This is a genomic window from Arthrobacter sp. Cza30 (genome assembly GCF_059090765.1).
Map to the genome: position 1 here is coordinate 743,630 of NZ_JBNHGA010000004.1, position 23,257 is coordinate 766,886.

At 72.0% G+C, this 23,257-nt stretch carries 20 protein-coding genes; 10 read left to right on the forward strand and 10 right to left on the reverse strand.

All coding sequences use genetic code 11. The features are described 5' to 3' along the window. Positions 1-26: 26 nt before the first annotated feature. Positions 27-3,344: an ATP-dependent DNA helicase gene (locus AC5RVZ_RS17185; RefSeq protein ID WP_494066967.1), complete on the reverse strand. Its 3,318-nt coding sequence runs from the start codon at positions 3,342-3,344 to the stop codon at positions 27-29. Then, a complete protein-coding gene (locus AC5RVZ_RS17190; RefSeq protein WP_494066968.1) occupies positions 3,341-6,511 on the reverse strand; it encodes an ATP-dependent helicase in 3,171 nt (1,056 codons plus the stop codon). Before AC5RVZ_RS17190 ends, AC5RVZ_RS17185 begins: the two co-directional genes overlap by 4 nt. Before the next feature lie 158 nt (positions 6,512-6,669). On the opposite strand from AC5RVZ_RS17190, the gene AC5RVZ_RS17195 reads away from it, so the two are divergent. Further along, complete coding sequence (locus AC5RVZ_RS17195; RefSeq protein WP_494066969.1) at positions 6,670-6,894, forward strand: DUF3107 domain-containing protein; 225 nt, start codon at positions 6,670-6,672, stop codon at positions 6,892-6,894. A gap of 11 nt (positions 6,895-6,905) precedes the next feature. Continuing rightward, positions 6,906-7,196 (forward strand): hypothetical protein, encoded by a 291-nt coding sequence (locus AC5RVZ_RS17200; protein WP_494066970.1) that lies wholly within the window; start codon positions 6,906-6,908, stop codon positions 7,194-7,196. 43 nt (positions 7,197-7,239) lie between these two features. On the opposite strand, the gene AC5RVZ_RS17205 is transcribed toward AC5RVZ_RS17200, so the two are convergent. After that, a complete protein-coding gene (locus tag AC5RVZ_RS17205) occupies positions 7,240-7,953 on the reverse strand; it encodes a ferritin-like fold-containing protein (protein ID WP_494066971.1) in 714 nt (237 codons plus the stop codon). A gap of 234 nt (positions 7,954-8,187) precedes the next feature. Here AC5RVZ_RS17205 and AC5RVZ_RS17210 point away from each other — a divergent pair, with 234 nt between their 5' ends. Then, a complete protein-coding gene (locus AC5RVZ_RS17210; RefSeq protein WP_494066972.1) occupies positions 8,188-9,702 on the forward strand; it encodes a DEAD/DEAH box helicase in 1,515 nt (504 codons plus the stop codon). A 42-nt stretch (positions 9,703-9,744) separates the two neighbouring features. Here the strand turns inward: AC5RVZ_RS17210 and AC5RVZ_RS17215 are convergent, their stop codons facing one another. Continuing rightward, a complete protein-coding gene (locus AC5RVZ_RS17215; protein ID WP_494066973.1) occupies positions 9,745-10,668 on the reverse strand; it encodes a PHP domain-containing protein in 924 nt (307 codons plus the stop codon). A gap of 73 nt (positions 10,669-10,741) precedes the next feature. Between AC5RVZ_RS17215 and AC5RVZ_RS17220 the strand changes: the two genes are divergently transcribed. The 3 genes from AC5RVZ_RS17220 (at position 10,742) to AC5RVZ_RS17230 (ending at position 15,064) form a co-directional block, all read left to right on the forward strand. Next, entirely contained in the window at positions 10,742-11,764 is a 1,023-nt protein-coding gene (locus AC5RVZ_RS17220; RefSeq protein ID WP_494066974.1) for an endonuclease/exonuclease/phosphatase family protein, read from the forward strand. Between the two features lie 37 nt (positions 11,765-11,801). After that, positions 11,802-13,244: an aminopeptidase P family protein gene (locus AC5RVZ_RS17225; protein ID WP_494066975.1), complete on the forward strand. Its 1,443-nt coding sequence runs from the start codon at positions 11,802-11,804 to the stop codon at positions 13,242-13,244. An 80-nt stretch (positions 13,245-13,324) separates the two neighbouring features. After that, a complete protein-coding gene (locus tag AC5RVZ_RS17230) occupies positions 13,325-15,064 on the forward strand; it encodes a gamma-glutamyltransferase family protein (protein ID WP_494067010.1) in 1,740 nt (579 codons plus the stop codon). A gap of 25 nt (positions 15,065-15,089) precedes the next feature. Here AC5RVZ_RS17230 and AC5RVZ_RS17235 read toward each other — a convergent pair whose 3' ends face one another. Next, positions 15,090-15,770 carry an alpha/beta hydrolase family protein gene (locus AC5RVZ_RS17235; RefSeq protein WP_494066976.1) on the reverse strand — a complete coding sequence of 227 codons (681 nt, stop codon included), beginning with the start codon at positions 15,768-15,770 and terminating at the stop codon, positions 15,090-15,092. Further along, entirely contained in the window at positions 15,767-16,411 is a 645-nt protein-coding gene (locus AC5RVZ_RS17240) for a YflT domain-containing protein (protein ID WP_494066977.1), read from the reverse strand. The genes AC5RVZ_RS17235 and AC5RVZ_RS17240 overlap by 4 nt, the downstream gene beginning before the upstream one ends. Positions 16,412-16,450: 39 nt before the next feature. On the opposite strand from AC5RVZ_RS17240, the gene AC5RVZ_RS17245 reads away from it, so the two are divergent. The 3 genes from AC5RVZ_RS17245 to AC5RVZ_RS17255 are packed head-to-tail and all read left to right on the forward strand — an operon-like array spanning position 16,451 to position 19,406. Further along, a complete protein-coding gene (locus AC5RVZ_RS17245) occupies positions 16,451-17,725 on the forward strand; it encodes a magnesium transporter MgtE N-terminal domain-containing protein (RefSeq protein WP_494066978.1) in 1,275 nt (424 codons plus the stop codon). Next, entirely contained in the window at positions 17,725-18,258 is a 534-nt protein-coding gene (locus tag AC5RVZ_RS17250; RefSeq protein WP_494067011.1) for a DUF1003 domain-containing protein, read from the forward strand. Before AC5RVZ_RS17245 ends, AC5RVZ_RS17250 begins: the two co-directional genes overlap by 1 nt. After that, on the forward strand, positions 18,255-19,406 hold the full coding sequence (locus AC5RVZ_RS17255) for an Mrp/NBP35 family ATP-binding protein (protein WP_494066979.1): 1,152 nt from the start codon (positions 18,255-18,257) through the stop codon (positions 19,404-19,406). Before AC5RVZ_RS17250 ends, AC5RVZ_RS17255 begins: the two co-directional genes overlap by 4 nt. Positions 19,407-19,412: 6 nt before the next feature. Here AC5RVZ_RS17255 and AC5RVZ_RS17260 read toward each other — a convergent pair whose 3' ends face one another. Continuing rightward, positions 19,413-19,805: a twin-arginine translocase TatA/TatE family subunit gene (locus tag AC5RVZ_RS17260; protein ID WP_494066980.1), complete on the reverse strand. Its 393-nt coding sequence runs from the start codon at positions 19,803-19,805 to the stop codon at positions 19,413-19,415. Positions 19,806-19,877: 72 nt separating this feature from the next. Here AC5RVZ_RS17260 and AC5RVZ_RS17265 point away from each other — a divergent pair, with 72 nt between their 5' ends. Further along, the gene (locus tag AC5RVZ_RS17265; protein WP_494066981.1) at positions 19,878-20,513 is read left to right on the forward strand and encodes an O-methyltransferase; all 636 of its coding nucleotides are present in this window, start codon (positions 19,878-19,880) and stop codon (positions 20,511-20,513) included. 78 nt (positions 20,514-20,591) lie between these two features. Here AC5RVZ_RS17265 and AC5RVZ_RS17270 read toward each other — a convergent pair whose 3' ends face one another. The 3 genes from AC5RVZ_RS17270 to dapE all read right to left on the reverse strand — a co-directional run bounded on the left by AC5RVZ_RS17270 (position 20,592) and on the right by dapE (position 23,137). After that, the gene (locus tag AC5RVZ_RS17270) at positions 20,592-20,765 is read right to left on the reverse strand and encodes a DUF3117 domain-containing protein (protein WP_019179788.1); all 174 of its coding nucleotides are present in this window, start codon (positions 20,763-20,765) and stop codon (positions 20,592-20,594) included. Positions 20,766-20,858: 93 nt separating this feature from the next. Then, positions 20,859-22,079, reverse strand: a complete 1,221-nt coding sequence (locus tag AC5RVZ_RS17275) for a hypothetical protein (protein WP_494066982.1) — start codon at positions 22,077-22,079, stop codon at positions 20,859-20,861. After that, positions 22,061-23,137 (reverse strand): succinyl-diaminopimelate desuccinylase, encoded by a 1,077-nt coding sequence (gene dapE / locus AC5RVZ_RS17280; RefSeq protein ID WP_494066983.1) that lies wholly within the window; start codon positions 23,135-23,137, stop codon positions 22,061-22,063. The genes AC5RVZ_RS17275 and dapE overlap by 19 nt, the downstream gene beginning before the upstream one ends. Positions 23,138-23,257: the final 120 nt, after the last annotated feature.

Genomic DNA, 23,257 nt, shown 5'->3' on the forward strand with positions numbered 1-23,257 from the left:
GCTCCGGCGACCACCGGCCGAACCGTTCAGCCGCGCAGGACGATGTCCTCTCCGACGTAGAACAGCGCCACGTCGATCTCATCCAGGGGGACGCCGTGCCTGGCGTGATACGCCTGCCGGTACAGCTCCAGCTGCAGCATCCGCTCCCGCTTCTCGGCCGCCGTGCGCGGCGCCGCGCCGGTCTTCCAGTCGACGATCTCTATGCGGCCTCCGCGATCCTCGCGACGGTAGACCGCGTCCAGCTTGCAGATGATGATGTGCGGCCGGCCGTCCGGCCCGGTCGTGGCGAAGTCGATCTCGGTCTCGACCTCGATCGGCTGCAGCGTCGCCCACTCCGACGCGAGGAATCGTTCGCGCAGCGCCGCGAGCGCCGCGGCATCCTCGCTGGACGACTGCGTCCCGGACAGCTCCTCATCCGACTCCCACAGCGCGTCGTCGATCGAGCCGCCCAGCCCCACGCCGCCGGATCGCTGTTCCACCCACGCGTGGAAAAGAGTGCCCAGGCGGGTCTGGCGGAACGGCCGCTCGGGCATCGGCCGGGCGATGCGTGCGAGCGTCCCCTCGAGATCGGCGACGTAGTCCTTGTAGCGGGATGCCGCGATACGGGTCGGAGCGATCCTGACCGGTCGCGCGCGTCGGGCGTCGCGCTCGGCGAGCAGAAGCGCCGCCTGCGGATCGAGCTCGACGCGCGGCGCCGACATCGCCTGCTCCACGGCTGCTGCGGCCCGCTCGACGGCGGCACGCCGGGTGCCCAGCGGATCCATCGGCCACTGCAGCGCGCGCCGCTCCCCCTGATACGGGTCGTCGGCGGGATCGTCCGCGGGCAGGGGCACTCCGAGCGCGTCGGCGATCTCGGAGAGGAAGACGCTGCGCTCCCGCGGGCGCTTCGTGCCCGACCAGCTGGACCCGCTCAGCATCAGCTGCTCGCGGGCGCGTGTCACCGCGACATACGCCAGCCGGCGGTCCTCGTCGTGCTGGCGCGCACGGTTCGCCTCGACGAAGGCGTCGATGGCGGCTTTGAGCTCCTGCTGCGTCTGCGCCGACTGCCACGCGAGTGAGGGAAGCCAGGGCGCGTCGCCGCGGAACGCGTACGGCAGGACCCCGAATCCCAGCCACGCTTTCGTGTCCCGCGGGGCGCTCGGCAGCTCGTCCTTGACCATCCGCACCACGGCGACGGCATCCCACTCGAGCCCTTTGGAGCCGTGGATGGTCAGAAGCTGCACCACGTCGTCTTCGGGCGGCTCGGTGCGGGGCGCGAACTCGTCCAGCTGCTCGGCATGGTCGAGCCAGGCCAGCAGACTCGGCAGCGACCCGGACTCGTCGGCTGCGAGGAAGGCGTGCACCTCGTCGACGAACGCGCGCAGCTGCGCGGACGCGACGCGGGCGGGTCCGCGCGCTTCGTTCGCGGCCAGTTCCACGTCCAGACGCAGCTCCAGCTCGATCAGCCGCACGAGATCGGGGATCGGCATCCCGATGGCCTGGCGGAGCCCGGTGAAGACGGACGCGGCGTCCCGCAGGCGCTCCCGCGCGTCAGGAGTGAAGCCCGCGAGCCAGCCGTGGTCGGGCGCGTGGCGCGCGATGAAATCCAGCGCGTCCACGAGCGAGCCGTCGTCATCGCCGGCGCTGCCGCGGATCCGCTCGACGACCTCGGGTGCCAGCGGCTGCAGAGCGGCGTCGTGCCGAGCGATCCGCCGCGCCAGCGCCGCCAGCTCCCGGAGATCCGGGAGGCCGATGCGCCAGCGGGGCCCGGCGAGGAGGCGGATCAGCGGCGACCCTGCGGTCGGGTCGCTGATCACCCGCAGCGCGCAGACGACGTCGACGACCTCGGGCGTGGACAGGAGCCCTCCGAGTCCGAGGATGCGGTGCGGGATGCCCCGGCGCCCGAGCGCGTCGGCGAAGCGCACCATGTGCTTCTTGCTGCGGAACAGGATCGCACCGGTCGTCGTGCGCCCTTCGCCGGCTCTGCGGGTGCGCACGCGGGAGAACCACTCCGCGACCCGATCGGCTTCGCTGTCGAGGTCGGCGTCGAAGGCGAGTTCGATCTCGCCGTCCGGGGCGCCCGGCCGCGCTCGCAGCTCGGAGACCGGCACCGCCGCAGAGGCGGCCAGCGGCGCGAGCACCGCGTTGGCGGCGGTCAGCACGGAGGCGCTGTTGCGCCAGCTCGTCAGCAGTGCGTACTGCGCGCAGGGGACGTCCGGTGAGAACGCCGCCGGGAAGCCGCCCAGGTTCCCGGCGCTGGCTCCCCGCCACCCGTAGATCGCCTGATGCGGGTCTCCCACCGCCATCACACCGGTGCCGGCGAACAGCGTCGCGAGCAGGTCGGTCTGCACGACCGAGGTGTCCTGGTACTCGTCGAGGAGGACCACGCGGTAGCGATCCCGGAGCTCTGCGGCCACGGCAGGATGACCCGCGACCACCTCCAGGGCGCCGGCGACCTGGTCGGAGAAGTCGATGACGCCCAGCCGCCGCTTCTCGGCGGCGTACTCGCGCGCGAGGTCGCACAGCAGGCTCAACGCGTCGACCTTGTCGACCGCCTCCGCCACGGGCGCGTACACCGTCGTTCCTTTGCGGGTGGAGGGAAGGTCGAGCACCCGCCGGAACCGGGCGGGGAAGGCGGCGAGCTGATCGAAGTCCACGAGATTGTCGACGCCGTCCCGCGCGATGCGCAGCGCCGCGTCGACGATGGTGCGCACCGCCTCGCCGCGCTGCTCGAGACGGGGATCATCGGAGGCGAACACCACGCGCCGCATCAGCAGCCATGCCGCCGACTCCGACAGCACCGCCGACTCGGCGTCCCGCCCGATGCGCACCGCATGCTCGCGCACGATCTGATCCGCGAAGCTGTTGTACGTCGCAACGGTGGGGCGGTGCAGGAGCGCGTCGTCATCGACCTCCTGCGGCTGCGCGCCGACCATCCGGGCGAGTGCGTCCAGCGCGTCGTGCCGGGCCGCCGCCGCACGCGCACCGTCGCCGGAGCGCTCCAGGTCGCCGAAGACGTCCAGTCGTCCCGCGGCGGCCAGCTCGGGGAGTGCGGGCAGCAGACCGCGACGCTCGAACTCGGCCAGTCGCGCGAGGCGCTTCTGGATGCGTTCGGACAGCTCTCCCGCGGCCTTGCGCGTGAAGGTCAGCCCCAGCACCTCGTCGCGGCGCACGATGCCGTTCGCGACGAGCCACACCACCCGGGCCGCCATCGTCTCGGTCTTGCCGCTCCCGGCGCCCGCCACCACCAATGCGGGTTCGAGCGGGGCCTCGATGACGGCCGTCTGCTCATCGGTGGGAGAGAACTGCCCGAGCGCCGCGGCGATCACCCGCGCTGACAGCACGGGCCCGGTTCCCGCGCTCACGATGCGCTCACCGCGCCGATCGTGTGGATCCGGCACAGCCCGTACGCGTGCTCGTCCCGACAGTGCTCCTCGTAGGGAGCCGTGAACGTCGTCCCCCGCATCACGTCGACGGCGGCCTGCACGCGGGCGAGGAACGCCGCACGGCGCTCGTCGTCGAAGGGCGGCTGCCAGGGCGTGACGTAGTCGGCCTTCGCCGCCGTCGGCCGCAGCACGAGGAGCTTCGCACCGCCGGGCGCCAGATCCGCCGCCGCCGAGATGGCACCCGCCTCGAACGCCAGCTGATAGGCCGCCAGCTGCGGGTTGTCGATCACCTTGGCGTCGGTCTGCGGTTCGCGCTTGCCGGTCTTCAGGTCCACGATCACGACGGTGCCCTCCGGGGTGCGTTCGACGCGGTCGATGAAGCCTGAGAGGATCACGCCGTGCTCGTCGCCGGCATCGGCCACCGGGATCGCGACCTCGAAGTGCGGCTCGGCCTCGATGAGCGATCCGCCCGACTGCTCGAACCGACGCAGGTAGAGGTGCAGGCGCCGCACGAGGTCGCGTGCGCGTGCCTGCTCGGCGCGATCCCGCCACGGCGCTTCGAACGTGAGCTCGCCCCAGCGTGCCTCCACCTGCGCCCACAGGCTGTCCTCATCGATGCCGGATGCGTGCTCCAGCGCGGCGTGGATGATGGTTCCCAGACCCGCAGTCGTACTGCCGGGGTCGCCGCCGAGGTCGCCGATGACCCAGTTCAGCTCGCACTCCTCCAGCGCATGCAGACGCGACGGCGACACGCGGATGTCCTCCCGCGAGAGATCACGCAGCGGTCCCGCGGATGTCGGCGGCGCCACGCCGTACCAGTCCCGCGGCGCCGCACCGGCGACTGCGGCGTCGGCCAGCAGTGCGAGCTGACCGGCGGCGTGCTCCGCTGCCGCACGCGGGGCACCCTCGGTCAAGGTCCGGCGATGGAGCGCGACCAAGCCGCGAAGCGACAGCGGATGGTCCACCGTGTATCGCTCGGGGTCGGGCAGGAGCTCGAAGAACACGCTCGGACCGGTGTCGTCATCGTCCACCGCGGTCACCACGACGCGGGATGTCGCCCGCGAGAGCGCACGGGCCAGCAGTCGCAGCTCATCGTGCATCGCGGCGCGCCGGCGATCGACGGCGCCTGCCGGCGCGTGGTCCCCCCGCGTGGCGGCATCCGCGAGGCGCCAGGTGTCGAGCAGGCTGCCGCGCAGACGCGTGTTGGGCCATACGCCCTCCTGCATGCCCGCGATGACGACGGTGTCGAACTCGAGTCCGAGGGCGCCGGCCGGGGTGAGGATGCGGACCGTGCCCTCGCTCGGCGGCGCGTCGAGGCGATCCTCGGCCACGCCGCTGTCGAGGATCGAGCGGACGAACACCCGCGGGTCGGCGTCGACCGAACGCTCCACGAAGCGCTTCGCGGCCTGGAACAGTGCCACGACCGCGTCGAGATCCCGGTTGGCCTGCTCGGCGAGCGGCCCGTGCCCGCGGGCGAGCTCGGCCCACACCCGTTCGAGGCCGCTGCGATCCCACGCCGTCCACAGCAGCTCGTGCGCCGTCGCACCGCGATCGAGCTCGTCGCGCAGGGCGGCCAGCGTGCGGGCCAGTGCAGCCGCCCGGCGAGCCTCACGCGTGTCGAGGAGGTCGAACTCGAGCGGCCGGAGCATCGCCGACAGCACCAGCTCGCGACCCGATCGCTCGCTCTCGGCACCGGCGCGGAGCTCGACGTGGCGCAGCGCCGATCGCAGCCGCCGCAGCTCGATCGGATCCAGTCGTCCGTACGTGCCCACGAGCGCCTCGGTGACGTCCTCGAAGGTCCAGTCCTCGCGAGCGGCGAGATCGATCAGGCGCAGCAGATCCCGGACAGGTCGGAGCGTTCCCAGTGCGCGACCGGGACCGCTCGATCGTGCCGGCACGTCCCGTGCCGACAGCTCCGCCTCGAGTGCCGCGATCTGACGGGTGTCGTGAGCGATCACGGCGCATGCGTCCCACGCCACCCCCTCGTGCACGTGCCGCTCACGCAGCAGCCGCGCGACGGCGTCGTACTCCTCCGCCTGCGACCGCAGGGTGAGAGCGCGGACGGAGCCGTCCGGGTGGGCGTCGGATCCGGGTGTACGGTGCGCGACGACCCCGACGGCGCCGATGCGCTGAGTCACCCGCCGCACGAGCTCGCGCTGCCACGCGGTACCCCGGTGGGAGGCGCGGAGCACGTGGACGACGCCCAGTGATGCGGCCAGACGCGCGAAGTTCTCGGGTGTCGCGCCTCGGAAGGACCCCGAGCCCACGTCGGGGTCGCCGAAGGCCAGCACAGCGGCCCCACGCATGCGCGCGGCCTCCACGAGCTCGACGCCGCCCAGCGTGAGCTCCTGCGCATCGTCGACCAGCACGACCCGGACGCGATCGATCGCCGGGTTGCCGGGGGGCGCGGTGCGCAGCAGCCCGACCGCCTCGCGCACCAGGCCTGCGGCGTCGCGATGCGCACCTCGCATGCCTGCGCGCACCTGCAGGTACTCGGCGAAGAAAGAGGACAGCGACACCCACGCCGGGATCCCGTCGCGCTCCCCCAGTGCGCGCAGACGCGCGGGCTCGATGCCGAGCGTCGTGCACTCGGCCAGGAACGTGCGCACCTCGGTGCGGAAGCCGGCGGTGCCGCGGACGGCGGGTCCGAGCCAGTCGGGCCAGCGCGACGGTCCGGCCGTCTCGTCCTCCGCGTCGCCGTCCAGGAGGTCGCGGATGATCTGGTCCTCCTCGCCTCCGGTGAGCAGCTGCGGCGGCTCGGCTTCGGTCGCCACGGCGTGCGCGCGAACGAGCTGGAAGGCGTACGACGCGACCGAGCGCGCGAGCGGCCCCGCCGTCGCCCGTCCTACCGCGAGCCCGAGGCGGTCGCGGAGTGCCGTCGCGGTCTGGCGCGATGGCGTCAGCACCAGGATGCCGTCGGGTTCCACCCCGGCCTGAACGAGGGCCGCGACGCGAGCGATCAGCGTCGCCGTCTTGCCGGATCCGGGAGCGCCGGCGACCACGCCGCAGTCGTCCGCCGGCAGCCCGATCACGTCGGCCTGATCGGCGTCGGGCTCGAACCGCAGCGCGCTCGGGGGCGGCGTCCGGGTCGTCGCGGCGACGTCGCGGACATCGTCCGTGATCGTCGCTGCGCCTGGGGGAACCATGTCCTCGACGGTAGCGCGACCGGCCGACATCGACCGTTCGCCCAGAGCGTTTCGCGGGCGACCGGGACCTCGCGCCGGGTGTCGTAGAGTGGCCATGCGTCCGGGGAGCCCTCAGCCTTTCCGGCGAGCAACCGTCGCCCCGCGCAGGAGGTCATCACGTGGAGATCCGCATCGGCATCGCGAACACCGGCCGCGAGCTCAACTTCGAGACGAACGAGCCCGCCGCCGAGGTCAAGAAGAGCATCGCGGACGCGTTGGACGCCGGCGCGACGCACGTGACCTTCGCCGATTCCAAGGGCAACTCCTACATCGTCCCCACCGCGGGTCTGGCGTACATCGAGCTGGGCACCGAGGAGTCGCGGCGCGTCGGCTTCGTCGCCTGAGCGGAGCCGCCGTGCAGATCCTGCTCGCTTTCATCATCGGCGCCGTGATCGGCGTCGCCGTGCACTTCCACCTGCGTCAGCGCCTCACCCGCGGCGTCGTCGTGGCGCCCATGATCGGCGCCGTGACGGCCGGGCTCGCCTGGACCGCCCTGACGTGGTCGGGCGTCGGCGTCGACACGCCATGGCCGTGGCTCGCCGCTCTCGTGGTGCCCGCCGCGGTCGCCTATCCCGCCATCGCGGTGCTCTCGCGCATGCGCGTCGCGCGGGATGCGCGCGAGAAGCAGCGTCTGGGCATCGCCTGACCACATCACGATCCGGCCGGTGCGGCGCCGTACCGCCGGCCGCTCAGGCCGAGAGCCCCATGGCGTCCATGCGGCGCGAGTGCGCGGCCATCAGCTCGGTGAACACCGGCTCGGCCTTGTCGGCGGCTGCGCCGCCCAGTGCCGTGCGGCGCAGTGCGGCGCGGGCGATGAGCAGGGTGTCCCCCACGAGCCGGCGCCCCCACAGCGCGAGCAGCGAACGCCATTCCGCATCGCTGTCGATGGTCGTCGTGACGAGATCCACGATCGCCTGCCGGTCGCTGTCGGCGCGGAGGATCCGCGCGACGCGGTCGCCGGTCTGGCCGTAGCTGGCCGACAGGGCGAGGTAGAAGTCGTCGAGCATCCCCGCCGTGATGTGCACCGAGAGCATGGTCTCCTGGGGTCGCACGCCGTGGGTCTCGCGGCGGAAGGCGTCCAGCGGCTCCCGGAAGGGACGCATCAGCGCCGTCGGATCGTCGCCGCGCTCGCGGATGAGCTGGATCAGGTCCTGATGCTTGCGCAGCGCCGCGCCCGCGGCGCGCGAGAGCGCCTCCTTCTCCGCCAGCTCCGGCGTGGTCTGGATGAGCTCGCTCAGCGTCTCGAAGTAGCCCAGCTGCAGATAGGCCGCCTGCCCGAGGAACGTGTCGATGTCGGGGGCGAGCTCTTCGAAATCGACACGATGCACGCCCGACACGTCGTCACGCGACCTGAGCTGCAGACGACGCCCGGGTTCGCGGCGCTGCCAGAACCACTTCACCACGCAGAACAGCCTAGGGTCCGGCCGAGCCGCGACGCGGCATCCCGCTCCCGGCACGTCTCGCGGGCACCCCACAGCTGGCTCCGGTATCGTGGATGCGGCCCCGGCGTCGGATCGGGGCACCGCGCCTGTGGCTGAGAGAAGGGCGTGGACCTCATCTCCGCCCGCGCGACGGCACCGCCTGACGCGCCAGGGCACGGACTCAGGCAGCATCTCACTGCCGGACAGGCACTCATCGTGACGACCTTCGCCGACCTCGGCGTAGACCAGGACATCGTCGACGTGCTCGCAGCACGCGGCATCGTCGACGCATTCCCGATCCAGGAGCAGACCATCCCGTTGGGGCTTCCCGGCCAGGACATCATCGGGCAGGCCAAGACCGGAACGGGCAAGACGTTCGGCTTCGGCATCCCCGTCGTCCAGCGGCTCGGCCAGAACCCCGCGCCCGGCGTCAAGGCGCTGATCGTCGTTCCCACCCGCGAGCTCGCGGTGCAGGTGTACGAGGACATGGACATGCTCACCTCCGGCCGCTCGACCAGCGTCGTGGCCATCTACGGCGGCAAGGCCTACGAGGGTCAGATCGACCAGCTCAGGGCGGGCGCGCAGATCGTCGTGGGCACGCCCGGGCGCCTGATCGACCTCAACAACCAGCGCCTGCTGGATCTGTCGAACGCGACGGAGGTCGTGCTCGACGAGGCCGACAAGATGCTCGACCTCGGGTTCCTTCCCGACATCGAGAAGATCTTCACCAAGGTCCCCGCGATCCGGCACACGCAGCTGTTCTCCGCGACGATGCCCGGACCGATCGTCGCGCTGGCACGGCGGTTCATGTCGAACCCCATCCACATCCGCGCCAACGACCCGGACGAGGGCCTCACACAGGCCAACATCCGTCACCTGGTCTACCGCGCCCACAGCCTCGACAAGGACGAGGTCATCGCCCGCATCCTGCAGGCCGAGGGCCGCGGCAAGACGGTGATCTTCACGCGGACCAAGCGCGCCGCCCAGAAGCTCGTCGACGAGCTGAACGACCGCGGCTTCAACGCCGGAGCGGTGCACGGCGACATGAGCCAGGAGGCGCGCGAGCGCTCGATGGCGGCCTTCAAGGCCGGCAAGAAGGACGTGCTCATCGCGACGGACGTGGCCGCGCGCGGAATCGACGTGGACGATGTCACGCACGTGATCAACCACACCATCCCCGACGACGAGAAGACCTACCTCCACCGCGCCGGTCGAACGGGCCGCGCCGGCAAGACCGGCATCGCCGTCACCTTCGTCGACTGGGAGGACCTGCACAAGTGGGCCCTCATCAACCGGGCGCTCGAGTTCGGGCAGCCCGAGCCGGTCGAGACGTACTCGTCGAGCCCGCACCTGTACGCCGAACTCGACATCCCCGCGGGCACGAAGGGCCGCATCGCGACGGCGCCGAAGACGCAGTCCGTGCGGGTGCAGCCTGAGCGCGCGGCGGACGCCGCCGCCGAAGCCGCGTCCGAGGGTCGCGTCAGCACGCGCCGGCGCCGCCGCCGGACGAGCGCATCGGCCGAGCGCGTGGGCGCGAGCTTCGAGCAGGGAGCCGACGCGAAGGCCGCGGCAGGATCATCGCGGCCCGCGGGCGCCGACCGCACCGCCGAGGGTGCAGGTACCCACGACGGCGCCGGGAAGGGCCACCACGACGGCAATGCGGCGCCCCGGCGCCGGCGGCGTCGCCGCGGCGGTTCCGGCACCGCCGGCGCCGCCTCCGTCGGCGCCTGACGCCCGCGAAGAGCTGCACTCGAGGAAGCGCCTCCGGTCCCCTCAGGGGTGGACGGGGGCGCTTCCTCGTGCCCGCTCGATGATGCGGGCCACCATCTCGTCGCTGGTGGTGTTCTCCCCCGGCTGATTGGGCTTGCCCATGCCGTGGTAGTCGCTGGAGCCGGTCACGATCAGGTCCCGGTCGCGGCACAGCTCACGGAGCGTCCGGAGCCCGGCGCCGACGTTCTCCCGATGCCCCAGTTCGAAGCCGGCGAGCCCCGCCTCGAGCATCCGCTCCATGAGCGCGGGCGGCAGCAGGCCCGCCCGCCCCGCGGGATGGGCGATGATCGGGACGCCACCCGCTCCGACGACGAGCTCGACGGCGGTCACCGGGTCGGGTGCGAACAGAGCGACGTAGTAGTCCCCGCCCGGGCTGAGGATTCCCGAGAACGCCTCCGCCCGGTCGCGCACGAGGCCGCGGGCCACCAGAGCGTCGGCGATGTGCGGGCGTCCCACCGTGGCGCCGTCGCTGGTCTGCGCGAGGATGTCGTCCCAGACCAGGTCGTAGTCCCGCGAGATGCGGTCCGCCATGAGGCGCGCGCGATCCAGTCGCGACGAGCGGATGCGCTCGGTCATCGCACGCAGGGCCGCGTCATCGGGATCGGGCAGATACGCCAGCACGTGGACGCTGCGCCACTGGTGGCGCGCGGACAGCTCCATGCCGGGGATGAACGTCATGCCGAGCGATGTCGCCGCCTCGGCCGCCTCCGCCCAGCCCGAGGTCGTGTCGTGGTCGGTGAGCGCGGCGGTGCGGATCCCGTGCCGGTGCGCGGCGGACATCACCTCTGCGGGCGGCTGCGTGCCGTCGGAGTTCGCGGAGTGCAGGTGCAGGTCGCTCGGCCCCTCGAACCGCTGGGCCCTCGCGAGCCGCGGCTCCTCGCGGCGCTCGCGCGACGCGGACGAAGCACGTGGCGACGGTCCCGGCATCCTTCGAGCGTAGCGCGGCGACATGCCCACGACCGCTGACCGATCTTTCAGGCTGCTCCCCTAGAGTCGCGTCGTGCTTCGCCTGTTGGGGATCCTCGTGACCGTGCTGTGCGCGATCGCGGCGGCGGTCCTCACGTGGCCGGCCTTCTTCCGGCTGGAGCGCACGTATCCGGTCGCGCAGATCGTGTCCTTCCGCGGCCTGATGGTCGCCGTCTTCGTCGCCGCGGTCGTCCTGGCCCTCCTGCTCGCGATCGCCCGTCCCGTGCGCGGGTTCGCGTTCTCGCTCGCGATCGTCGCGGCCGTGGCGGCCGTGGCGAACGCCGTGGTGATCGTCGGCCGCGGCGGCATGGGTCCGGAGTCGCTTCCGGCCAAGACCGAATCGAGCGTGCGGGTCATGACGTGGAACACCGCCGGACCGGCGACGGCGCCCGAGACCATCGCCAAGATCGCCGTGGCGATGGATGCCGACATCGTCGCCCTGCCGGAGACGACGATCGAAACCGGCGAGAAGGTGGCCGTCGCGATGCGCGAGCTGGGCCATCGCATGTGGGCGCATCACGCGGAGGACCCCTCGACCGAGTGGGATGCCGGGTCGACGACCCTCCTCATCTCCCCCGACATGGGCGACTACGCCGTCATCGAGTCCTCCGTCGAGGGGATGAGCAACACCTCCACCGTTCCCAGCGCCGTCGCGATGCCCACCGATGGGGACGGGCCGATCGTGGTCGCCGCGCACGCGGTCGCGCCGCGGCCCAGCTACATGCAGCGCTGGCGCGACGACCTGCAGTGGCTCGCGGACCAGTGCGGCCAGAGCAACGTCATCATGGCCGGGGACTTCAACGCCACCGTGGACCACATGACCGGCCTCGGCATCGACGGCGCGACCCTGGGACACTGCACCGACGCCGCCGTGGCGACCGGCAGCGGCTCGGTGGGCACCTGGTCGGCCCAGTTCCCGGCGATGCTCGGTGCGCCGATCGACCACGTCATGGCGTCCGAGCATTGGAAGGCCACCGGCTCCCTGGTGCTGCGCTCGCTGGACGGGTCGGGCTCGGATCACCGGCCGCTCATCGTCCAGTTCGAGCCCGCAGACTGATCCCGCAGGGGCCCGCGCGACGTGGGACACTGGGAGCATGAGCAGCGCAGCCGACCGCCCGACGGGCACCAGCGACACGATCGCCGAGGCTCCCGCCGAACCCACGACCTCGAGCACCAACCGGCGGCAGCCCTTCGGCCAGGGCTTCCTCGACACCATCTCGATGGGATGGGCCGACCGCCCCGAGACGATCCCGCCCGCACGTCCGCAGGCCTCGTACGCCGCCGCGCGGCGCGACGCGGTCTCGGCGGCGTTCACCGGCAAGCGCCTCGTCGTGCCGGCCGGCGACCTCAAGCAGCGCAGCAACGACACCGACTACCCGTTCCGAGCCCACTCGGCGTTCGCACATCTGACCGGATGGGCCGCCGACGCCGAACCCGGCGCGATGCTGGTGTTCGAGCCGAACGGCGACGGACACGACGTGACGCTGTACTTCCGCGAGCGCGCCGACCGCACCACCTCGGAGTTCTACTCGGATGCCTCCATCGGCGAGTTCTGGATCGGTCCTCGCCCGGCTCTGGGCGCGGTGGCGGCGGACCTCGGTCTGGAGACGGCGCACATCGACGAGTTCGAGTCGCGCGACGGCGACCTCGTCGTGGACGAGGACGAGGACCTCACGCGCTTCGTCTCGGAGCTGCGCCTGATCAAGGACGACTACGAGATCGAGCAGCTCAAGCTCGCCGTCGAGGTCACCGCGCGGGGCTTCGACGACATCGTCGCCCACCTCCCGACGGTCATCGAGCACCCGCGCGGCGAGCGGGTCGTCGAGGGCGTGTTCCACCAGCGTGCCCGCAGCGACGGCAACGCGGTCGGGTATGACACGATCGCGGCATCCGGCCCGCACGCGTGCTACCTGCACTGGACCCGCAACGACGGGGCGGTGCTCCCGGGAGATCTCATCCTCATCGACGCCGGCGTCGAGATCGACAGCCTCTACACCGCCGACATCACGCGCACGCTGCCGGTCAGCGGCCGGTTCAGCGACATCCAGCGCCGGATCTACGAGACGGTGCGCGAAGCGGCGGACGCCGCCTTCGCCGCAGCGCAGCCGGGCGCGAAGTTCAGCGATCTCAACCGCGCGGCGTGGGAGGTCATTGCGCGCCGCACCGCGGAGTGGGGCATCCTGCCGGTCAGCGCCGAGGAGGCGATGGACCCCGACACGGGGCATCACCACCGCCGGTACATGGTGCACGGCACCAGCCACCACCTGGGCCTGGACGTGCACGACTGCGCGCAGGCGCGCCGGGAGCTGTACGCCGGCGGCACGCTGCAGCCGGGGATGGTCTTCACCATCGAGCCCGGCCTGTACTTCCAGATCGACGACCTGACCGTCCCCGAGGAGTACCGCGGCATCGGCGTGCGCATCGAGGACGACATCCTCCTGACCGAGGACGGCCCGGTGAACCTCTCCGCCGACATCCCTCGCACCGCCGACGAGGTCGAAGCCTGGGTCGCACGGCTGTCCGGCACGGACCGCTGACCTTCCGCCGCAGCGCCGTGACGACCTACACCGCTCCTCCCGCCTTCACCACCCGTCCCACCCTCACCGGGACGTTCGGCATGGCCGCCTCCACCCACTGGATCGCCACGGCCACGACCCAGGCAGTGCTCGAGCGCGGGGGCAACGCCTTCGACGCCGCCGTCGCCGGCGCTTTCGTCCTCCACGTCGTCGAGCCGCACCTGAACGGTCCCGGCGGCGATCTCGTTGCGATCTTCCAGACAGCGGATGCCTCCTCCCCGACGGTGCTGATGGGACAGGGTCCGGCGCCGGCCGGTGCGACGATCGAGCACTACCGCGACGAAGGCCTCGACCTGGTGCCCGGGGCCGGCGGTCTCGCCGCGGCGGTGCCCGGCGCGGTCGACGCATGGCTGCTGCTGCTGCGCGACCACGGCACGTGGGAGCTGGCCGACGTGCTGTCGTACGCGATCGGGTACGCCCGAGACGGACACCCGCTGGTCGCCGGCGCCGCCGCCACCATCGCGCGGGTCGCTCAGCTGTTCGCCGATGACTGGACGACCTCGGCGGACCTGTGGATGCCCTCCGGTGCGCCGCCGGCAGCGGGCGACATCGTCCGCAATCCCGCGTACGGCGATGTGCTCGACAGCCTCGTGCACGCGTCCTGCACGGTGCGCGACGACGGACCGGTCGGCCGCGCGGCGCGCATCGACGCGGCCCGCCGGGAGTGGCGGGAGGGGATCGTGGCCCACGAGGCCTCGGCGTTCCTGGCCCGCCCGCATCGCCACTCGCACGGCGGCGCCCACGCGGCCGTGATCACCCCCGACGACTTCGCGGCGTTCCAGGCGGGGTACGAGGAGTCGGTGACCCGCGCGTTCCGCGGCCGCGCCATCGCCAAGGCGGGCGCGTGGACGCAGGGACCGGCGCTGCTGCAGACGCTGGCGCTCCTCGAACCGCTCGCGGACGACGCCCTCGACCCGTCGCAGGAGCTGGGGGCGCACACCATCCTCGAGGCGCAGAAGCTCGCCCTCGCCGACCGCGACGCCTGGTTCGGCGACGACGAGGTCGATCTCGACGCCCTGCTGTCCGAGGACTACCTCGCCCAGCGGCGGGAGCTCATCACGGCGGAGGCATCCGAGCAGTTCCGTCCCGGGACGATCGCGGGTCGAGCAGGATTCCAGCCGCCGCTGCGCACCTCGTACGCGGCGACCGGAGTCGGGACCGGCGAGCCGACCGTCGCCAAGACGGGCGAGACCCGGGGCGACACCTGTCACCTCGACGTCGTGGACCGCTGGGGGAACATCGTCTCCGCGACGCCGTCGGGCGGCTGGCTGCAGTCCTCGCCGACGATCCCCGCGCTGGGCTTCTGCCTGGGCACGCGCCTGCAGATGACGTGGCTCGAACCGGGGCATCCGTCCTCCCTCGTTCCGGGGAAGCGGCCGCGCACCACGCTCACGCCCACGCTCGTGCTCTCGGACGGCCGACCGGAGTTCGCGATCGGCTCCCCCGGCGGCGACCAGCAGGACCAGTGGCAGCTGCTGGCGCTGCTGCGGATCATCGTGGGCGGCTACACGCCCCAGCAGGCCATCGACGCCCCGGCGCTGCACACCACCGCGATGCCGGAGTCCTTCTGGCCCCGCACCTGGACCCCCGCCGGCGCCGTGGTGGAGACCCGGCTGGGTGAGGACGTCATCCGGGGCCTGGAGCGCCGCGGGCACCGCATCACCCGTGCCGGTGACTGGGCGCTCGGGCGCGTCTCCGCCGTGGGTCGCGACGCTGCCACGGGCGCGCTCTGGGCCGCCGCGAACCCGCGCGGGATGCAGGGATACGCCGCAGGGCGCTGACGCTTCCGGGATCGCGTCGCGACGGTCAGGCGTGCGAGCGCATCCAGTCCGCGACGAGCGGAGCGAGGTCGGCGGCGACCTCGTCGGCAGGCCGCTTGCGGCCCTTCACCTCGAACGAGTGACCGCCGCCCTCGATCCAGGCGATGTCGGCGGCACGGCAGGAGGCGACGGCATCCGCCAGCTGCTGGTGGGGATCGATGAACGGGTCCTCGGTGCCCTCGACGAACAGCTGCGGCTGCGTGATGTCGGGCAGATGCGCGGTGCGGACTTTGTCGGGGCTGCCGGGGGGATGCAGCGGGTAGCCGAGGTACACCAGGCCGGCCGGCGAGATGACGCCCTCGGCGGCGGCCATGGACGCCATGCGCCCGCCGTACGACTTGCCCGCGGCGAAGACGGGGAGGTTCCCGGCGTGCTCCCGCAGCCACATGAAGGCTGCGCGCCACGCGGCGACCGCGTGGGCTGCGGGGCCCGGCATCCGGCGTCCCGCCTCGGCATAGGGGAAGTTGAAGCGCAGGGTGCTCACGCCCTGCCGCCGAAGCCCCTCGGCGAAGCCGGACAGGAACGGATGCCGATAGCCCGCCCCCGCGCCGTGCGCCAGCGCGACGGACGACCAGGCGTCGGGCGCGACGGTCAGGGTCGCCGACACCTCGGTCGCGCCCGCGGGCAGAGCGACCGGGATGCGGACCTCGGCCGGCGCGGCGGTCATCGAGCGTCGCGCTCCTGAGGGCGCTCCGGCGTCTGTTCGCCGGCGTCGCCCGGGACGTCGCTCTCGGGCTCGTCGCCGGTCGGCTCGATCCGCTCGCCGTACCGCGGCGGCTCGACCGGCGCCGCCGACGACGGGCTCACCGGAGGCGGAGCGTCGGCTGCCACGGGCGCCGACTGCGGGCCCAGGACCTGACGCGCACGGTGCAGGCTTCCCGCCGAGACCGTCACCTCGTAGTGATCGGCGACGACCTGGACCACCGACGCGTAGTCGCGGCGGCGACGGACCAGGGAGTAGGTGACGATGCTCAGCAGCATCCCGATCGCGATGCCGACGAACAGCACCCCCACGAAGGCCTGGATCGGGACCGCCGGAGACCCGATGACGAGGATGGCCGAGAAGAGCAGACCCAGGAGCAGACCGTTCACCGCACCCGACCGCGCCGCGGACGCGTAGCCGAGCCGGCCCGTGATGCGTTCGATCGAGCGCAGCCCCTGCCCCACGATGGCGATGTCCCGCGCGGGGATCTCGGCCGCGATGAGGGAGGACACCACCTTCTGCGCAGCCTCGTACGTCGGGAAGCTCGCGACGGTCTGACCGACCTCGTCCGAGCCCTTCGGGAACCGGCCGCCCATCATGGTCATTCCCCCATCCTCCCACGGCCCGCCGACTACGCTGGGATCGTGAGCACGCAGAGGGTTTTCGTCGCGCGCCTGTCCGGCTGCGCCGTCTTCGACCCTGCGGGCGACCGCCTCGGCAAGGTCCGCGACGTGGTCGTCATCTATCGCAAGAACGACCCGCCGCGCGTGGTCGGACTGGTCGTCGAGATCCCGGGGCGGCGTCACGTCTTCGTCTCCATCGGGCGTGTCACCTCGATCGCCACCGGGCAGGTCATCACCACCGGGCTCATCAACGTCCGTCGGTTCCAGCAGCGCGGTGGCGAGGTGCGCGTGATGGCCGAGCTGCTCGGCCGCAAGGTGTATCTCAACGACGGATCCGGCGAGGCCGTCATCGAGGACGTGGCGATCGAGCGCGATCGCCTCGGCGGCTGGGACGTCGGCCAGCTCTTCCTCCGCCGGCCGCGCACCAGCGCCTCCCCCTTCGCCAAGGGCGCCACGACCTTCGCGTCGTGGTCGGAGGTGCGCGAGCAGCAGAATCCCGGCGAAGCGCAGTCGGCCGAGCAGCTCGTGGCGACCTACTCCGACCTCAAGCCCGCCGACCTGGCCAACACGCTCCTCGACCTCCCCGAGGAGCGCCTCATCGAGGTGGCCGAGGAACTGCCCGACGATCGGCTCGCCGACGCGCTCGAGGAGATGCCCGAGGACGAGCAGGTGCACATCCTCGAGGCGCTGGGCGACGAGCGCGCCGCGGACATCCTCGACGCGATGGAGCCCGACGACGCGGCCGACCTGCTGGGCCAGCTCTCGGAGGAGCGCTCCGAGGAGCTGCTCGATCTCATGGAGCCCGAGGAGGCCGAAGACGTCCGCGCGCTGCTGAAGTACGGCCCCGACACGGCCGGCGGACTCATGACGAGCGAGCCCATCGTCCTGTCGGCCGACGCCACGGTGGCCGAGGCTCTCGCGCTGATCCGGCGCCATGAGCTCCACCCCGCGCTCGCGGCGGCCGTCTTCATCACCCTGCCGCCCTACGAGACGCCGACGGGCCGCTTCCTGGGGACCGTGCACTTCCAGCGCATGCTGCGATATCCGCCGCACGAGCGCGTCGGCGCGATCATCGACGACACCCTCGAACCCGTGCCGGCGAGCGCGTCGGCGGCCGAGGTCGCCAGGCTCCTTGCCAGCTACAACCTCGTGTCGGTGCCGGTGATCGATCAGGCGCGGCGCCTCGTCGGCGCGGTCAGCATCGACGACGTGCTGGACCACCTGCTTCCCGACGACTGGCGTTCGCAGGAGGAGCACTCCGCGTCAACGCACGCGTCGACCGGGGCGGGCCGATGATGGCGCGGCGCAACAAGGGGCCCGCTCTGGACGCCCCCCGCGGCCGCGGCGGCATGCTGCAGCGCACGCCGCAGCCCTCACGCGACCGCTTCGGCCGGTTCTCGGAGGCGTTCGCACGCGCCATGGGCACCTCGGGCTTCCTGCTGGGGATGACGGTGTTCGTCGTCGTCTGGCTGGCGTGGAACACTCTCGCCCCGCGGGAGTTGCAGTTCGACCCGCGCGAGTTCAACTACACCCTGCTGACCCTGATCCTGTCCCTGCAGGCTTCCTATGCCGCACCTCTCATCCTGTTGGCGCAGAACCGGCAGGACGACCGCGACCGGGTGCAGATCGAGCAGGATCGCCAGCGCGCCGAGCGCAACCTCGCCGACACCGAGTACCTCGCCCGCGAGGTCGTCGCGCTGCGCATGGCGGTGAACGACTTCTCGGATCAGGTCCTCACCCGCGATGTCCTGCGCGCCGAGCTCCGCGTCCTTCTGGACAAGCTGGAGCACGCTGATCAGGACGAGGACGAGGAGGGCGCCGCCCGATGACCGTCGCGACCGCGGACGATGTCCGCCGCGCGGTCGGGGCCGTCCCCGACCCCGAGCTCCGGCGCCCCATCGGCGAGCTCGACATGGTGCGCGAGGTCACCGTGACCGACGGCGTCGCCCACGTCGCCATCGCGCTCACGATCGTGGGCTGCCCCGCTGCGGACCGGATCAGCACGGACGTCCGCTCCGCCGCGGCATCCGTTCCGGGGGTCGTCGAGGTCTCCCTCGAGGTGGGCGTCATGACACCGCAGCAGCGCGCGCAGCTCACCGAGCGGCTCCGGGGCGGGCGCAGCCGCGAGATGCCGTTCGGTCCGGACGCGCTCACGCGCGTGATCGCGGTGACCAGCGGCAAGGGCGGCGTCGGAAAGTCGACGATCACGGCCAATCTGGCCGTGGCGCTGGCCCACTCCGGCCTGTCCGTCGGCTTGATCGACGCGGACGTGCACGGGTTCTCGATCCCGGGCCAGCTCGGACTCGTCGCCGCGGACGGGAGCGTCCCGCAGCCCACCCGGATCGACGACGTGATGCTCCCCCCGGTCGCCCATGGCGTCAAGGTCATCTCGATCGGCATGTTCCTGCGCCGCGGCGCCGGCGACGGGCCGCTGGGGGCCGTCGCCTGGCGCGGGCCGATGCTGCACCGCACCGTGCAGCAGTTCCTCACCGACGTGTACTTCGGCGATCTGGATGTGCTGCTGCTGGACATGCCGCCGGGCACCGGCGATGTGGCCATCTCGGTCGGGCAGCTCCTCCCGCACGCGGACGTCCTGGTGGTGACCACCCCGCAGACGGCGGCATCCGATGTCGCGGTGCGCAGCGGCCTGGTCGCCCGGCAGACGGGTCAGCGTGTGGTCGGGGTCGTGGAGAACATGGCGGCGATGACGCTTCCCGACGGCACCGTGGTCGATGTCTTCGGCAGCGGCGGGGGCGCGGCTGTGGCGGCGGCGCTGTCGCGACCGGATGACCGGGTGCCCGTGCTGGCGTCGGTTCCGCTCAGTCCGTCGCTGCGGCAGGATGCGGATGCCGGCATCCCGGCCGTGCTGGCGCATCCGGGGGATCCGGCGTCCCGCGCCATCGCCCAGGTCGCCGAAAGCCTGGCCGGGACTCCTCGGGGCCTCGCCGGGAAGTCGCTCCCGTTCCGCCCCGCCTGAGGACGATCAGGTCGCTTCGGAGTCGAACGGCGGAGGCTCCGCCTCGGGACCGCGGAACGGAGATCGGACCGGCGGAGCGGGAGGCGCACCGGTCGCCGCCATCGCTCCGGCGACCCCCGCGGCACGGACCGTCGGCACGGGCGCATCGTCCAGCAGCGCTTCGCGGATGATGCGCCGGGGATCGTACTGGCGGGGGTCCAGCGTGCGCCAGTCGACGTCGTCGAAGTCCTCGCCCATCTCGTCGCGCACGCGGGTCTTGGCCGTGGACACCCAGTCGCGCGCGCGGCGCGTGAAGACGGCGAGGGACTCCGCGTACCGCGGCAGGCGCTCCGGACCGACGATGAGCGCCGCGATGAGACCGATGAGCAGCAGCTTCTCGATCGTCAGGCCGAAGAACATGACATCAGGTTACCCGCCGCGCCTCAGCGGGATGCGCCGCCCGCCCGCGTAGGCTGACGGCGGAGGGTTTCGATGGGAGAGCAGAGCGCGAACCAGCGTTTCGTCGATGAGGCGACGGTGGAACCGGAGCACATCGCGAAGGCGCGCGCGCACGCCCTCGAGCTGGGCGCAGCCCCCATCAGTCCCGCCGTGGGCGCGCAGTGCGCCTTGATCGCCGCGGCATCCCAGGCACTGAACATCGTCGAGATCGGCACGGGCGCCGGCGTCTCGGGGCTCTGGCTGCACCACGGCTCGCCGCGCGCGACCCTGACGACGATCGACAAAGAGCCCGAGCACCTCGGTGCGGCACGGCAGGCGTTCTCGGACGCGCGGATCCCGCCTGCCCGCGCGCGCTTCATCACGGGCCGGGCGGCGGACGTGCTGCCCCGCATGAACGAGGCGTCCTACGACATCGTGCTCGTGGATGCCGATCCCGAAGGCGTGATCGAGTACGTCGAGCACGGTCTCCGGCTCGTGCGGGCCGGCGGCACCGTGCTGGTGCCCCGCGTCCTCGCCGGCGGTGCGGTCGCCGACCCTGTCCGCCGTGACCCCGTCACGACCGCCTACCGGTCCCTCATCCAGGAGACGCAGTCGTCGCCGGCCGTCATCGGGGCCCTCTCGATCACCGGGGAAGGTCTGCTTCAGCTGACCACCGTCGCCCGCGACTGAGCGGGCATCGACGAGCAGGGCCCTCGCGCGAACGGAAACGGCCGGTCCGAAGACCGGCCGTCCGCGAGACGATGCGACTCACGCGGCGTTGACCACGCCGCCCAACACGTCGTAGAGCTCCTTGGCCTCAGCGTCGTTCACCGAGACGACGAGGCGGCCCCCACCTTCGAGCGGCACGCGCACGATGATGAGGCGACCCTCCTTCACGGCCTCCATCGGCCCGTCTCCGGTTCTCGGCTTCATGGCTGCCATTGCGGCTCCCTTTCATCGATGGTCTGCACAGATGAGTTTATCGTGAGAGCGTTTCCTCGCGACATTCCTGCCGGAAAGCGCCCCCTCGAGCCGTCACGGAACCTGCCACGGGGTGCTTCCGAGCGCATACATGTTGTAGATCCACCACCACTGCCCCGCCAGGCACAGCACGAGGATGCTCCCCCGCCAGACCCTCGACCGCGGGACGGCGATCGCGCCCCACAGCGGCGACAGCGGAATCAGCAGCCGGAAGATGCTCGACTGCGGGAAGAACACCAGCAGCAGGTACACGAGGTAACTGGCAGCCCACAGGCGCAGCTCGACGCCGAGGGCGCGCACCTGCGGCAGGAGGATCAGCGCCGCCGCCGCACCCAGCACGAGGGCCGCCAGGGCTATGGGGCCCAGGAACGCCGGGAGATGCCACATGGTGCCGAACCAGAACGCGGCCGCGCTGAGGAACCCCTCGAGCGGGAAGAACTCCGCGTCGCCGGGGATCCAGTTGCGGCGCCACGCGAGCTCGGTCGCGAGATAGGCGCCCGGCTCCCCCGTCACCAGTCCCGCGATCACCTGCCAGGCGAAGCCGCAGGCCACCGCGAGGCTCCCGAGTGCGACGATGTGGGCGATCTCGGCCGCGCCCAGCGGCTCCTTCGCGCGCCGCGTCCACCGCCAGATGCCGACGAGGCCCAGCATCAGCGCGAAGGCGAGGACTCCCGGCCGGGTGAACGCCATCAGCGGGATGAGCAGATAGAGCCACCGGTAGCGACGTGCGAGCACGCACCACAGCGCGCAGAAGAGCCACAGCAGGTTCAGCGATTCGGCGTACCCGACCTGGAACAGCGCGGCCAGGGGCGCCGAGGCGAAGAAGACCACCGACCAGGTGGCGGCGGAGTCGTCCAGCTTGATGCGGAGCAGGTGGTACAGCACGAGGGATGCCGCGTACCCCGCGAGCAGGGAGACCAGGAAGGCCCCGACCGCCCAGCTGCCGAACGGCGCGCCCACCGCCTTGGCGAGGTAGGCGAACACCGGCATGAACGCCCACTGGTTCTCGGCGACGCGGCCGTCGTCGGTCCGGGGCAGATCGCTCGGGTATCCCGCCTCCGCCACGTACCAGTACCACTGACCGTCCCACGCGACGACCGTGTCCGACAGTGACGCGTCGGGCCCCATCCGCGAGCCGAACCCCGACAGCTCCGCCGCAAGCAGCAGGAAGGCCGTCGTGACGACGCGCGCCGCGGCATAGATGAACGCGATGCGCAGCGCCACGGCGCCCCAGCCGGAGCGCGCGGACGCAGTGGTCAGCGACTCGACAGCCACGCCCGCAGGCCCCGCTCGACCGCCTCGATCTGGGAGAGGGCCACGCGCTCCTCGTCGTGGTGGGCGAGGTGCGGGTCGCCGGGGCCGTAGTTCACCGCCGGCACGCCGAGCGCGCTGAAGCGCGCCACGTCGGTCCAGCCGTATTTCGGCCGGGGCTGGGCGTCCACGGCGGCCAGGAACTCCTGCGCGAGGGGCGCGTCGAGGCCAGGACGTGCCCCGGCGGCGGCATCGACGACCTCGACGTCGAAGCCCGCGAACACGTCCCGGACGTGACGCTCCGCTTCCGCGACCGTGCGGCTCGGGGCGAACCGGTAGTTCACCTCGACCTCGCAGAGGTCGGGGATGACATTGCCCGCGATGCCGCCGCGGACCCGCACCGCGTTGAGACCCTCGCGGTACAGCAGCCCTTCGACGGCGATCTCACGCGGGCGGTACTCCGCGAGACGGGACAGCACGGGCGCGGCCTTGTGGATGGCGTTCTCGCCGATCCACGCCCGGGCGCTGTGCGCGCGGACACCGTCGGTGCGCACGATGGCGCGGAGGTTGCCGTTGCAGCCGCCCTCGACCTCTCCGTTGGACGGCTCGCCGAGGATGGCGAAGTCCCCCGCGAACAGATCAGGGCGCGTGCGGGCCAGTCGTGTCAGGCCGTTGAGGTCGGCGTCGACCTCTTCATGGTCGTACCACATCCAGGTGATGTCGACACGAGGCTCGGAAAGCTCGGCCGCGAGCTTGAGCTGCACGGCGACCCCGGCCTTCATGTCGACGGTGCCACGACCCCACAGGAAGGCCTCGCCGTCGATGGCGATGTCGCGCGTGGGGACGTTGCCGTTGATCGGCACCGTGTCGATGTGGCCGGCGATCACAACGCGCTGAGGCCGGCCCAGCTGCGTGCGCGCGACGATCGTGTCGCCATCGCGGTACACCTCGAGGTGCGGCATCCGCGTGACCGCGTCGTGGATCGCATCCGCGAGAGGCGTCTCCTCGCTCGAGACGCTCGGGATGTCGCAGATCGTGCGCGTGAGGTCGACGGCGGAGAGGGACAGATCGAGCGCGGGCATCCCAGAAGTCTACCGAGGCGTGCGCGTGGTTCCCTGTGGGGTTGTTAACGCGAAATGGCCACCCCGGTGGGGTGGCCATTTCGTGAAAGGGAGTCCGGCGGTGTCCTACTCTCCCACAGG